The following is a 12,562-nucleotide window of genomic DNA, read 5'->3' as shown; positions in this document are numbered from 1 at the left end:
GCGCGCGTTCGCGCGCAACTACGACGCCGACACGCTCCCGGTTCCAGCAAGAGCGTCATCGAGTTCGGCAAGGTCCGGATCGATTTCAGCCGCCGTGTGGTCGAGCGTGCAGGTGCGCCGCTGCACCTGACTCCGGTCGAGTACCGATTGCTGGCATACCTCACGAGCAACGCTGATTGTGTGCTGACACATCGGCAATTGCTGAAGAACGTCTGGGGGCCGGCACACGCTGAAGACAGTCACTATGTGCGGGTTTATATGGCGCACTTGCGCAAGAAGATAGAAGACGATCCCTCGCAGCCAAAACACCTTCTCACCGAGGCAGGCGTTGGATATCGCTTCGTGATCTAGCTTCTCGACTCCTTGCCGGGCGACGACCGGCAGGCGCCTCGGCTAACGGTCATGACTTTCATGATCAGGGGTGCCTGGAAAAGTCATGACCGTTGGCTTAATTGATGACATGCCCTAATCCGGGTCGTGTACAGCGGGCGCCAGTTCGAGTTCCGGCTGGCATTCGATGTTGGTTTTAACCCAATTAGCAATGAAGCAGAGGTCATGGACGCGCTGGTGCATGGCGCGATGTTCATCCGCTGTCGGCAGACGAGTGCCGGAGAAGGTGACTTTGGGGCGCAGCACCACCTTGGTCACGGAGATCCGGTTCTCGTCATGCCTTCTCATGACGCCGTATACGTGGTCCACGTAACCATCGACGCCGTACTTCCGTTCCGATGCGATGATGAAGAACCACCGCAATAGACCGCCGATCACGGCCAACGAACTGACCCTGTTTGCGGGGTAACCCCGTTTTCGTGTCGCGGCGAGCGGGAAGTCCGGCGTGGCCGGATCGGGAGGTTTTGTTCACACCGCTGAGCGAACCGGAACGAGCGCGAAAACAGGCCGCCGGTGCATGACCGAACTGCCCACGCGCCGCCTTTGCACCCTCCACGGCCTTTCGACGACGATGGACGCCATGCCGAAACCGGGCGCGGATCGATCTTCCCGCACCCATGGCGGGGCAGTGGCCCCTTTGATCGAAGATCGCCTGTGAGGAGAAATCACATCATGTCACCACGGATCAAGGAAATCGTCGAATCCATTCGCCACACCTTGGGTTGCGCGGCGGCCCGCGTGGCCCCCGGCGCCGCCCACTGCCGCAGCGCCCTCCAGCATCGTGGCGTCGGTCTGATGGTGCTGGCCATGCTCGCCGCCAGCGGCTACACGTTCTACGCCCATCCTCCGTTGCAGAGCATCGGGCGTGGCGAAATCGGCCTGCGCGTGAACCAGTTTACCGGCGGCTCGACCGAGGTGCGTGCAGGCGCGGTGCTGGTCATTCCGCATCTGCACGAGCTGCGCCGATTCTCGCTGCGAGACCAGGTCTACCGTCCGACCGGCGGCATCAGTGCCGGCGGCCCGGCGGCTTTTCAGTCGGTGGAAGGCCTCTCGCTCGGGGTGGACATTTCGATACGCTACTCGCTTGACCCGCAGCAGATTTCGGCGATGGCCAGAACCCTGCCCAGGGACATCAACGGAGAAATCGTCGAGCCGGTCGTCCAGGGCGTGCTCTACAAGACCCTTGCTCGTTACACGGTGCGCGAGATCTTCTCCAGCAAACGTCAGGAGATCCAGCAAGCCATCGAAGCCGAGTTGAAACCCCGCCTGGCCGCCGACGGGATCACGCTGGAATCGGTCACCATGGGCAAGGTAGACCTGCCCCCCGATTACAAGGCCGGCATGGAAAACCTGCTCGCCGAAGAACTGGCGACCGAGAAGATGCGCTACACCCTGGAACTCAAGGATAAACAGGTGAAACAGAGCGAACTCGAAGCGCAAGCCGAGAAGGTCCGCCGGGAGAAAGCCGCCGAGGCGGCGGGCGAAGAGCAAATCATCGCCGCCCGGGCGCAGGCGGAAGCGATGAAGCATGTGCTGCCGTTCAAGCAGAAGCAGATCGAGCAGCGCGGGCTCGAAGCCGAGGCCGAGAAACTGGCGCGCATCAAGGGGGCCGAAGCGAGCGCCCAGGCGCGTCGCATCGAGGCCGCCGGCGAGGCCGATTCGCGCCAGAAACTGGCCGATGCCGAAGCTTATCGGCAGGAGCGCATCGGCAGGATCGCCAGCGAGCAACTGGCACGTGATGGTGCGTTGATCTCGAAGAATCCCTTGCTGATCCAGAAGACACTGGCCGACAAGCTCTCCGACAAGATCTCGGTCATCATTGCGCCGCCTCCTACTGACGGCGGCTTCATCGGTGCCACCCTGCTCGGCAGCGGCAGGAACGGGCGTTCCCAGGCAGCGAGCCAGGCGGCGTCAGACGCCCAAAGCGCTGAAGAAAGCGGCGAGGGCGGACAATGAGCCTGCTCGCCACCGCACTCACCGTCGTTGCCATCGTCACCCAGGACCAGGCCGCCCTGCGCGCCGCGCCCAGGGAATCGGCCGTCCAGCAGGCCGTCCTGTGGCAGGGCGACTCCCTCGAAATCCGTGCCACCAGGGGCGATTACCTGCAGGTCTATGATCATCGTCGGGAGCGCACCGGTTACATCCGCGCGAGCCAGGTTCGCCAGCAGGCACTGCAACCGGAAAATGCTCCCGAACTACTGGCCGTGGTCCGCTTCCTGCACGACACGCCGGGGGCGGAAGCGCTGGGAATCGGCTATGCCGCCGCCTATCTCAAGGCGGCGCCAACCGAAGCGATCAACGGCGAGGTTTTCGACGCGCTCGGGACTTTCGCCGAACGCCTGGCCAAACGCGCCACCGTTCGCCAGGGAAAAACTCCCGATACCACCGTCGGCGCGCATCTCGAAGTCGCCGCGGCCTATGGTGTGCGGATGGTCAGCTTCGAGCGCGAAGAACAGGTTCAGATCTGCTACAACGGCGATGCTTTCCGACGCGTTCTCGCGTTGCCGGCGAGTGACCAGCAGAAGGCCCTGGCGGCACTGGCACTGACCCGTCACGATTGCGTTGCACCGGCGCTGACCCCAACGGAACGCTTGGCGGTCGACCAATGGCGTGCCGAAGTGCTCGATCGGGTCGAGACCACGCGCCTGCCGGAAGTCCTCAAGAACCGCCTGCACCTGCGCCGGGCCGGCGTATGGGCCAGTCTCGCCTGGCAGCGAGCGAGGCGCTCGGGAACGGGTGCCGGGCCGGTCACTGCGGCGGGCAAGCGTGCAGTCGACGAACTCGCGGCGATCAACCAGAGCGAGCTGACCGAGACGGATGCGGCCACTTACAGCGATGCCGCGATTCGCGTCGGCGCTTCGCGCTGGGCGGCCGAGCCGGCAGGCGCCGTGCTTGCGGCGACGGCCCCCGGCAGTCTCGGGATCGCCACCAGTCCCGGCCAGCCTGGGGAAACTTGCGTGCATCTCGTCGATTCCCGGCACGATGCCAAGCATTCCCTGCTCACGCGTTGTACCTACGGCATCGTCTGGACCGCGTCGGCCGCCGCGCACCCGCAGGGAACGGCTCTGGCGCTGGCCGTTCAGCCACTCGATGGCTGGCGAGAAATGTGGGTTTTTCGTCAGGAAGCGACCGCTTGGAAGGTCGATGTCGTTCCGCCAGCGACGGTGCAACCGACCCTCGGCTACGTCGAATTCGCCGGCTGGGTGCCCGGCAGCGGACAGATGCTCACCGCTCGCGAGGCGAAAGTGGATGGCCGCTACAAGCTCAGTTTCGAGCTGCTCAACCCGGCCACCCTCGAGGTCGATCGTTGGGCCGACAAACCGGCCTCGCTGTCTGCCTTCCAGCGCTGGCAGGCGCCGGCATGGAAAGCACGGACGGTGAGCATTCGCTGATGACTGGTGAAGCGCCGATGGCGCCGTCCAGTGGGTTTGCTCACGCTCACCACTCGATCGCTTGGCCATCGCGGAAGAAACCGCCGCTCGGGCCGTCGTCCGGCAGCAGTGCCGCCCAGACGATTCCTTGGGCGCCTTCCTCGGCACTACGGGTGGCGTTTTCGCCCCCCATGCCGGTACGGCACCAGCCCGGGCAGACCGAGTTGATCTTGATCGGAGTGCCTTCCAGCTCCTTGGCGGTGAGACGGGTCAGCGCGTTCAGCGCCGCTTTCGACATCCGGTAGCCCGGCCAGTAGCCACCCATCTGGGCCAGTTGTCCCATGCCGGACGAGACGTTGACGATCCGTCCCCAGCGATTCTCGCGCATCAGGGGAACGATGACCTGAATCAGGCGCAGCGGTGCGAGCGCGTTGCAGGCGTGCGTCGCCGCCACCAGATCCGGATCGACCACCATCACGCTGGCTGCCTGTGGAACCAGAAAATCCGGCGCTTCGAGAAAAACGCCGGCATTGTTCACCAGGATGTCGGCGCGGCCGAACTCGCGGCGCAGGCGGGCGCCCAGAGCAGCGACGGCGCTGGCATCGGTGACATCGGCCACATGCGGCATCACTTCGTGCCCGCTCACGCGCAGTTGTCGGGCGGCATCCTCGATCGCTTCGGCGCCGCGCCCGACCATCAGCACCATGCACCCGGCGGCGGCCAGATCGCGTGCCACGGCGAGGCCGATGCCTCGCGCGGCACCGGTCACGACGGCAAGTTTCTGAGCTAGCATGCTTGTCTCCTGTTGTTTGAACGTGGAGCCTTCATCATGCAATGGTCTGACGCGCTCGGCAAGCCGCACGCTCGCTTTCCCGGCATCCCGCGCATCGTTTCGCTGGTGCCCAGCCTGACCGAGTTGCTGGTCGACCTCGGCCTCTCCAAACGGCTGGTCGGCCGCACCGGTTTCTGCATCCATCCACGGCAGGTCGTCCGGCGGGTGCCGAAGCTCGGTGGCACCAAGGGTTTCGACATTGACAAACTGCGCGTGCTGCAGCCGACGCATGTACTGGTCAACATCGACGAAAACCGTCGCGAAGAAGTCGAAGCCCTGTCTGGCTTCGTTCCGCACCTGATCGTCACCCATCCGCTGGCCGCCCGCGACAACCTCGAACTGTATCGCATGCTGGGCGGGATTTTCGGGCGAGAGAAAGAGGCTGATGCCTTGTGTGCCGACTTCGAGCACGCATGGGCAGCGCTCGGCGCGCTGGCCAACGGGCTAACGCGGCAGCGGGTGCTCTACCTGATCTGGCGCGAACCCTGGCTCAGTGTCGCCCGCAACACCTACATCTCGCGGATGCTGGCTGCCGCCGGCTGGGATACGCTGCCTCTGGCAAGCCTGGTTCGCTATCCGGAAATCGATCTGCCGGAGTTGGCGCGGGAAGCCGAGATCGTTTTTCTTTCCAGCGAGCCCTACCCCTTTCGTGCTAAGCATCTGCACTCATTGACAGAATACCTGCCGGGCACTCGCGTGGCGTTGATCGACGGCGAAATGATCTCCTGGTACGGCAGCCGCGCGATCCGGGGACTCGCTTATCTGCGCGAGCTGCGCGCCAGCTTCGCTGAGCACTGATGAATCTTCAGTGCACACCAGTACGTCATGAGCGCTCATTCGTCATCCAGCGCCCAGCCCTTGCAGCGCTCGACTGCCTGACGCCATCGCCGGAACAGGCGTTGACGCTCGGCCTCGTCGATTTGCGGCGTATAACGGTTGTCGAGCTGCCACTTCTCGGCCAGTTCCAGGCGACTGCTCCAGAATCCGGTGGCCAGCCCGGCCAGATAGGCAGCACCCAGGGCGGTGGTCTCGACGATCCGCGGCACCTCCACCGGTACCCCGAGAATGTCGGCCTGGAATTGCATCAGCAGGCGGTTGACCGAGGCGCCGCCATCGCAGCGCAATTCCTTCAGGGTGATTCCGGAATCGCGCTGCATTGCCTCGATCACGTCGCGCGTCTGGTAGGCCATGCTCTCGAGCACGGCCCGCACGAGGTGGCCCTGGGTGGTGCCGCGGGTGATGCCGATCAGCAGGCCGCGGGCATAGGGGTCCCAGTGCGGCGCGCCCAGGCCGACCAGAGCCGGTACGAAATAGACGCCTTCGTTGTCCGGCACCGACCGCGCCAGCGCCTCGACTTCGGTCGCCGACCGGATGATCCCGAGACCGTCGCGCAGCCACTGCACGGCCGCACCGGTGATGAAGATGGCGCCTTCCAGGGCATATTCGACGGGCTCGTCGCCGATCCCCCAGGCGATGGTGGTCAGCAGTTTCTCCTTGCTGAAGACCCGCTGGGTACCGGTGTTCATCAGTATGAACGAGCCGGTGCCGTAGGTGTTCTTGGCGAGACCCGCACCGTGGCAGGCTTGCCCGAACAAGGCCGCCTGCTGGTCGCCGGCGACGCCGGCGACGGGGATGCCATGCGTTCCGAAGAACATCTCCGGGTCGGTCGACCCGAAGATGCACGCAGACGGCCTGACTGTGGGGAGGATCGCCTTGGGAATGTCGAGCAGTTCGAGAATCTCTTCGTCCCAGCACAATTCCTGAATGTTGTACAGCAGCGTGCGCGAAGCGTTCGAGTAGTCGGTGGCATGCGCCTTGCCGCCGGTCAACTGCCAGACCAGCCAGCAATCGATGGTACCAAACGCGATTTCGCCGCGCCCGGCGCGTTCGCGCAGACCGTCGACCTGGTCCAGCAGCCACTTCACCTTGGTTCCGGAAAAATACGGGTCGATCACCAAGCCGGTCCTGCTGCGGATCATTTCCTCCAGGCCCCGTGCTTTCAGCTCGTCGCAATGGCGAGCCGTTCGACGATCCTGCCAGACGATGGCCCGGGCCACCGGTTTGCCGGTGGCCCGATCCCAGAGCACGGTCGTTTCCCGCTGGTTGGTGATCCCGATGGCGTGCAAATCGCTGGCCCGGACACGTGCGCTGCGCAGGGCTTCGCCGATGATCCTGACCGTCACCTGCCAGATTTCCTCGGCGTCGTGCTCGACCCAGCCCGGTCTGGGATAGTACTGGGTGAACTCCGAATAGGCCCGACCCTTGATCTGACCGTCGTGGTCGAAAATCAGCACCGTCGAGCCGGTGGTGCCCTGGTCGATCGATAGAACGTAACCTGCACTCATGGTTCGAGAGTCTAGGCAAGAGTTGACAGCCAGGTCAAGCGCCAGGGTGTGAATGTTGAATCGCCCTGCGACCCCGGCGGGCGGATCAAGGTCCGCAGCAGAAGTTCCGGCACCTTGCGCCCGGCGCAGCATTCAGTGCCCGTGCCGGTGCTGGCAGGGAAATTTTGGGGCCGTGGGTGCTCGGTTTGCATGACGAAGGACGATGATCTTCACTCATTCGTCGATCGGTACGGCCTTGAAAGCCGGGCTGGCTTCGAGCCTGTCGACCAGCCTGGCGAGTGCGGGATAAGCCCCTGTTGGCCACTCGTGCGGCAGTACGTAACGAACGAAGCCGATCCCGGCAACCGTGGTGATGTCGGCCTGCGTCAGGCGTCCGCCGACCAGGAAATCAGAGTCAAGTCGTTCTTCGAGGATGTCAAAAGCCTGTCGCATCTGGCCGCGCAGGCGCGTTGTCCACTCGGACCATTGCAACTCGCCCGGGCGTTTGCGCTCGTATTCGATGGCCACTGCTTTCTCGGTGGCGACGATCGCCAGAGCCATCAGTTGCTGTATCTGTCGCCGCTCCGGCCCGCTGCGCGGAGTGAGCGCGGTGATACCACGCTCTGCCGCCAGCTCGTCAAGATAGTCGAGGATATACGCGCTCTCATAAAGTTTCTCCCCGCCTGGGAGCGTCAGCATCGGCACCTTGAACAGGGGATTGAGTGGCCGCATTGCATCCATGTGCCGGAACACGGACAGAGACAGATGCTCAAAGGGAATCCCGTAGTGGTGCATCGTGACTGCGACGCGACGCACAAAGGGCGAGTCGTAAAGACCGAGCAATTGGTGCCGGCCACCTTCCGTCAAATTTGTCATTTTGTAGATCCCTCATCAAAAAGGAGCATGGCCCAGCGCAGCCCATCGCGATCGGCAGCGCGATTTCGGATGCAGGAAGCCCGCCTGGCGGCGGGCTTTGATGGCTTGGAACGGCTTTTTCAGCGACCGCAGGCCTACTCGAACTCGATGATCACCTGATCGACCGACAGGCTCTCGCCGGGAGCAGCGACGACCTTCTTGACCTTGCAATCGAGTTCGGCCTTGAGGACGTTTTCCATCTTCATCGCCTCGATGACCGCGAGTTTTTCGCCGGCGCTGACCTGTTGTCCGGCGGTCACCGACACTTCACGCAGCAGGCCGGGCATCGGCGAGAGCAGGAACTTCGAGAGATCCGGCGGCAGCTTCTTGGGCATCAACGCCAGCATGCGGGCGGCGTTGGCGGTCATCACCGTGACCTTGACCTGCTTGCCGAAATGCACGACGCGATACAAGAGACCGATACGCTCGAGTTGCAGGCAAATCGGTGTGCCGTTGCAGGTGCCGCGAAAGACGAGTTCGCCGAACTTCCAGTCGGAAACGAGATCGTAGCGATCGGCTCCGTGCGTCACCGAGTAGCCACCGGGGATCGGTGTGACGACCACCGGGTAATCCTTGCCCTCCATCTGGACGACCCACTCACTGCCAACTTTGCGCTGGTGGCCCGGCATCTGGCCGCTGACCTGCACGGCACGATCGATGTAGCGTCGGCGGCCGAAGGCTGCCAGTGCGGCGAGCAAGCCCGGATCGTCGTGCACCACGTCGGCGGCAACGAAGCCTTCGGGATACTCTTCGGCGAGGAAAGCGGTGGTGAACACCCCCGACAGGAAGCGTGGATTCTGCATCAGCGCTGCCTGGAAGGGAATATTGGAATCGATGCCGCGAATCACGAAAGCATTCAGCGCATCGCGCATCCTGGCGATGGCCTGGTCTCGCGTAGCACCGTGGCAGATCAGCTTGGCGATCATCGAGTCGTAGTACATCGAGATCTCGCCGCCTTCGAAGACGCCGGTGTCGACGCGGACCTGTCCATCGATCGTCTCCGGCGGACGATACTTGACCAAGCGGCCGACCGAGGGCAGGAAGCCGCGGAACGGATCTTCGGCGTTGATCCGGCACTCGATCGCCCAGCCGTCGGGTTTGATGTCGTCCTGCGTGAAGGGCAGCTTCTCGCCGGCAGCCACCCGGATCATCAGTTCGACGAGATCGACGCCGGTGATCATTTCGGTCACCGGATGTTCGACCTGCAAACGCGTGTTCATTTCGAGGAAGTAGAACGACTTGTCCGAGCCGACGACGAACTCGACGGTGCCCGCACTCTGATAGTTGACGGCCTTGGCGAGCGCCACCGCCTGTTCGCCCATCGCCTTGCGGATGCGGTCGTCGATGAATGGCGAGGGAGCTTCCTCGAGAACCTTCTGGTGCCGCCGCTGAATCGAACATTCGCGCTCGAGCAGGTATACGGTGTTGCCGAAGGAGTCGGCGATTACCTGAATCTCGATGTGGTGCGGGCCTTCGACGAATTTCTCGATGAACACGCGATCGTCGCCGAAGCTGTTGCGGGCCTCGTTGCGACAGGCCTCGAAGCCCTCGAAAGCCTCCTGGTCGTTGAAGGCGACGCGCAGTCCCTTGCCGCCACCACCGGCAGAAGCCTTGATCATCACCGGGTAGCCGATTCCCTTGGCGATTTCGACAGCCTGCGCCGCGTCGACGATCTCGGCGTTGTAGCCGGGGATGGTGTTGACTCTGGCTTCCATCGCCAGCTTCTTGGAAGCGATCTTGTCGCCCATCGCCGCCACCGAATAGTGCTTCGGGCCGATGAAAATGATGCCGTTATCCTCGAGGCGGCGTGAGAACTCTTCGTTCTCGGAAAGAAAGCCGTAACCGGGGTGGACCGCCTCGGCACCGGTCGCCTGGCAGGCGGCGATGATCTTGTCGATCACCAGATACGATTCCTTCGAGGCGGCGGGGCCGATACATACCGCTTCATCGGCCATCAGGACATGCATCGAGTCCTTATCGGCCTCGGAATGGACCGCGACCGTCTTGATGCCCATTTTCTTGGCGGTCTTCATCACCCGGCAGGCGATCTCGCCGCGGTTGGCGATCAGTATTTTCTTGAACATCTCTATTTCTCCCCGTCGATCAAAGCGGAATGTTGCCGTGCTTGCGCCACGGGTTTTCCAACTGTTTGTTGCGCAACATGGCCAGAGAGCGGCAGATGCGCTTGCGGGTCTCGTTGGGCATGATCACATCGTCGATGAAGCCGCGTGCGCCGGCGACAAAGGGGTTGGCGAACTTGGCCTTGTACTCGGCTTCGCGCGCCGCCAGCTTGGCCGGGTCGCCCTTCTCTTCGCGAAAAATGATCTCGACCGCACCTTTCGGTCCCATGACCGCGATTTCGGCCGAGGGCCAGGCGAAGTTGACGTCACCGCGCAGATGCTTCGACGCCATCACGTCATAGGCCCCGCCGTAGGCCTTGCGGGTGATCACGGTGATCTTCGGCACCGTACATTCGGCGTAGGCGTAGAGCAGCTTGGCGCCATGCTTGATGATCCCGCCGTATTCCTGGGCGGTGCCAGGCATGAAACCGGGGACGTCAACGAAAGTCACTACCGGGATGTTGAAGGCATCGCAGTAACGGACGAAGCGTGCCGCCTTGATCGAACTCTTGATGTCGAGGCAGCCGGCGAGAACCAGCGGCTGGTTGGCGACGATACCGACGGTAGAGCCATCCATACGCGCGAAACCAATGACGATGTTCTTGGCGTATTCGCGCTGCAGCTCAAAGAAATCGCCATCGTCGGCGATCTTGATGATCAGTTCCTTGATGTTATACGGCTTGTTGGGGTTGTCGGGAACCAGTGTGTCGAGCGAGAAGTCGAGGCGGTCGGCCGGGTCCTGCGACGGCAGACGGGGTGGCTTCTCGCGGTTGTTCGACGGCAGGAAACTGATGAACCGGCGAAGCATCATCAAGGCTTCGACATCGTTTTCGAAAGCGAGGTCGGCGACGCCGGATTTGGTCGTATGCGTGATTGCGCCGCCAAGTTCCTCGGAAGTGACATCCTCGTGCGTGACCGTCTTGACCACTTCAGGGCCCGTGACGAACATGTACGACGAATCCTTGACCATGAAGATGAAATCGGTCATCGACGGGCTATACACCGCGCCCCCCGCGCACGGTCCCATGATCAGCGAGATTTGCGGCACGACGCCCGAGGCGAGGACGTTGCGCTGGAAAACGTCGGCGTAACCGGCGAGCGAAGCGACTCCTTCCTGGATGCGCGCACCTCCCGAGTCGTTGAGGCCGATCACCGGCGCTCCGACCTTGATCGCGTGGTCCATGACCTTGCAGATCTTTTCGGCATGCGCTTCCGAGAGAGAACCGCCGAAAACGGTGAAATCCTGCGAGAAGACGAACATCAGGCGGCCGTTGATCGTGCCGCAGCCGATCACCACCCCGTCGCCGGGGACCGACTGCGCGGCCATGCCGAAGTCGTTGCAGCGGTGCTCCTTGAACATGTCCCACTCTTCGAACGAGCCACTATCGAGCAGAAGCTCGATGCGTTCGCGGGCAGCCAGTTTGCCCTTGCTGTGCTGGCTGTCGATACGCTTCTGGCCACCACCCAGACAGGCCGCCGCGCGCTTTTCTGCAAGCTGGCGAATGATGTCGTGCATATGCTCTACTCCCTAACGGTCGCGTCAATCAGAACTACTCAAACAAATCGGAGGATCTCGGTATTTTTGCAATCAGTGCTTTAGATACGCCAGCAGACGTGACGCTGCTGCGCCGGGCGTCGTGCGCCCTTCGGCGACGTCGCCCAACAATTCCGGCAGCGCCGAGCGCACTGCCGGATGGGAACGGAAATGGCGGCGCAGGCCGGAATCGATCAGGCTCCACATCCAGTCGACGGCCTGCCGGCGGCGTTTTTCTTCGAATTCACCGGTCGCGGTCAGGGTGCTCTGGTAGCGCTCGACCTCGGCCCAGAATTCGGCGATACCGCGTTTTGCGAGCGCGCTGACGGTCAGCACCGGTGGCCGCCAGTTGGGGCTGGTGCTGCGCAGCATGGTCAGCGCTGCTCGCATCTGCCCACGCGCGAAGGCGGCAGCACGTTCATCGATGTCGGCCTTGTTGAAGACGATCAGGTCGGCGATCTCGACGATTCCTTTCTTGATCGCCTGCAGGTCGTCGCCGGCATTGGGCAATTGCAACAGCACGAAAACATCGACCATGCCGGCGACCGTCGTCTCGGATTGTCCGACGCCGACGGTTTCGACGATGATGACATCAAAACCGGCGGCTTCACAAACCAGTATGGCTTCACGCGTCTTGTCGGCGACTCCCCCCAGCGACCCCGAGGAAGGGCTGGGCCGGATGAACGCTTCGTCACGCTGGCAGAGCAACTCCATGCGCGTCTTGTCACCGAGGATCGAGCCGCCTGAGACCGACGACGAAGGGTCCACGGCGAGAACGGCAACACGCTTGCCGGCTTCGATCAGGTGGACGCCCAGCGATTCGATGAACGTGGATTTGCCGGCACCCGGTGAACCCGAGATGCCGACCCGAATCGTTCGTCCGGTGTGTGGCAGCAGCGCCGCCAACACCTGCCGCGCACGCCGATGATGATCGTGATGGGTTGACTCGACGAGAGTGATGGTTTTGGCCAGCGCCCGTCGGCGACCGGCAAGGACGCCATCGACGAGGTGCTGGTCGGCAGCCGTGAGATTGCCGGCGGACGTGCTGGTCATATCCATCCCCTTTGCTGGACGCG

The 12,562-nt window shown here is 63.0% G+C and carries 11 protein-coding genes; 4 read left to right on the top strand and 7 right to left on the bottom strand.

What is annotated here, in order from left to right:
- On the top strand, nucleotides 1-351 hold a 351-nt coding region (locus V5B39_RS11280), incomplete at its 5' end, for a winged helix-turn-helix domain-containing protein (RefSeq protein WP_332342990.1).
- Between the two features lie 114 nt (nucleotides 352-465).
- On the opposite strand, the gene V5B39_RS11275 is transcribed toward V5B39_RS11280, so the two are convergent.
- Complete coding sequence (locus tag V5B39_RS11275) at nucleotides 466-774, bottom strand: OsmC family protein (RefSeq protein ID WP_332342989.1); 309 nt, start codon at nucleotides 772-774, stop codon at nucleotides 466-468.
- A 288-nt stretch (nucleotides 775-1,062) separates the two neighbouring features.
- On the opposite strand from V5B39_RS11275, the gene V5B39_RS11270 reads away from it, so the two are divergent.
- Entirely contained in the window at nucleotides 1,063-2,346 is a 1,284-nt protein-coding gene (locus V5B39_RS11270) for an SPFH domain-containing protein (RefSeq protein ID WP_332342988.1), read from the top strand.
- Nucleotides 2,343-3,782, top strand: coding sequence for a hypothetical protein (locus V5B39_RS11265; protein ID WP_332342987.1), 1,440 nt, complete (start codon nucleotides 2,343-2,345; stop codon nucleotides 3,780-3,782). The genes V5B39_RS11270 and V5B39_RS11265 overlap by 4 nt, the downstream gene beginning before the upstream one ends.
- Nucleotides 3,783-3,828: 46 nt before the next feature.
- Here V5B39_RS11265 and V5B39_RS11260 read toward each other — a convergent pair whose 3' ends face one another.
- On the bottom strand, nucleotides 3,829-4,554 hold the full coding sequence (locus V5B39_RS11260; RefSeq protein ID WP_332342986.1) for an SDR family NAD(P)-dependent oxidoreductase: 726 nt from the start codon (nucleotides 4,552-4,554) through the stop codon (nucleotides 3,829-3,831).
- Nucleotides 4,555-4,590: 36 nt separating this feature from the next.
- Here V5B39_RS11260 and V5B39_RS11255 point away from each other — a divergent pair, with 36 nt between their 5' ends.
- Entirely contained in the window at nucleotides 4,591-5,391 is an 801-nt protein-coding gene (locus V5B39_RS11255; RefSeq protein WP_332342985.1) for a helical backbone metal receptor, read from the top strand.
- Nucleotides 5,392-5,426: 35 nt separating this feature from the next.
- On the opposite strand, the gene glpK is transcribed toward V5B39_RS11255, so the two are convergent.
- The 5 genes from glpK to meaB form a co-directional block, all read right to left on the bottom strand.
- Nucleotides 5,427-6,938 carry a glycerol kinase GlpK gene (glpK, locus tag V5B39_RS11250; protein ID WP_332342984.1) on the bottom strand — a complete coding sequence of 504 codons (1,512 nt, stop codon included), beginning with the start codon at nucleotides 6,936-6,938 and terminating at the stop codon, nucleotides 5,427-5,429.
- Between the two features lie 213 nt (nucleotides 6,939-7,151).
- Complete coding sequence (locus V5B39_RS11245) at nucleotides 7,152-7,793, bottom strand: glutathione S-transferase family protein (RefSeq protein WP_332342983.1); 642 nt, start codon at nucleotides 7,791-7,793, stop codon at nucleotides 7,152-7,154.
- Nucleotides 7,794-7,927: 134 nt separating this feature from the next.
- Nucleotides 7,928-9,916, bottom strand: a complete 1,989-nt coding sequence (accC, locus tag V5B39_RS11240) for an acetyl-CoA carboxylase biotin carboxylase subunit (protein WP_332342982.1) — start codon at nucleotides 9,914-9,916, stop codon at nucleotides 7,928-7,930.
- A gap of 19 nt (nucleotides 9,917-9,935) precedes the next feature.
- Nucleotides 9,936-11,468 (bottom strand): acyl-CoA carboxylase subunit beta, encoded by a 1,533-nt coding sequence (locus V5B39_RS11235; protein ID WP_332342981.1) that lies wholly within the window; start codon nucleotides 11,466-11,468, stop codon nucleotides 9,936-9,938.
- A gap of 72 nt (nucleotides 11,469-11,540) precedes the next feature.
- Complete coding sequence (gene meaB, locus V5B39_RS11230) at nucleotides 11,541-12,539, bottom strand: methylmalonyl Co-A mutase-associated GTPase MeaB (RefSeq protein WP_332342980.1); 999 nt, start codon at nucleotides 12,537-12,539, stop codon at nucleotides 11,541-11,543.
- Between the last annotated feature and the right edge of the window lie 23 nt (nucleotides 12,540-12,562).

Source organism: Accumulibacter sp., assembly GCF_036625275.1.
Classification (GTDB): domain Bacteria; phylum Pseudomonadota; class Gammaproteobacteria; order Burkholderiales; family Rhodocyclaceae; genus Accumulibacter.
Note: the sequence above shows the minus strand (reverse complement) of the source record. Positions and strands in the feature narration are given on the sequence as shown.

Excerpts from the sequence above, each read along its gene's own strand:
- V5B39_RS11270 (WP_332342988.1), top strand. The coding sequence starts at position 1,063 with ATGTCACCACGGATCAAGGAAATCGTCGAATCCATTCGCCACACCTTG.
- V5B39_RS11265 (WP_332342987.1), top strand. The coding sequence starts at position 2,343 with ATGAGCCTGCTCGCCACCGCACTCACCGTCGTTGCCATCGTCACCCAG.
- V5B39_RS11260 (WP_332342986.1), bottom strand. The coding sequence starts at position 4,554 with ATGCTAGCTCAGAAACTTGCCGTCGTGACCGGTGCCGCGCGAGGCATC.
- V5B39_RS11255 (WP_332342985.1), top strand. The coding sequence starts at position 4,591 with ATGCAATGGTCTGACGCGCTCGGCAAGCCGCACGCTCGCTTTCCCGGC.
- glpK (WP_332342984.1), bottom strand. The coding sequence starts at position 6,938 with ATGAGTGCAGGTTACGTTCTATCGATCGACCAGGGCACCACCGGCTCG.
- V5B39_RS11245 (WP_332342983.1), bottom strand. The coding sequence starts at position 7,793 with ATGACAAATTTGACGGAAGGTGGCCGGCACCAATTGCTCGGTCTTTAC.
- accC (WP_332342982.1), bottom strand. The coding sequence starts at position 9,916 with ATGTTCAAGAAAATACTGATCGCCAACCGCGGCGAGATCGCCTGCCGG.
- V5B39_RS11235 (WP_332342981.1), bottom strand. The coding sequence starts at position 11,468 with ATGCACGACATCATTCGCCAGCTTGCAGAAAAGCGCGCGGCGGCCTGT.
- meaB (WP_332342980.1), bottom strand. The coding sequence starts at position 12,539 with ATGACCAGCACGTCCGCCGGCAATCTCACGGCTGCCGACCAGCACCTC.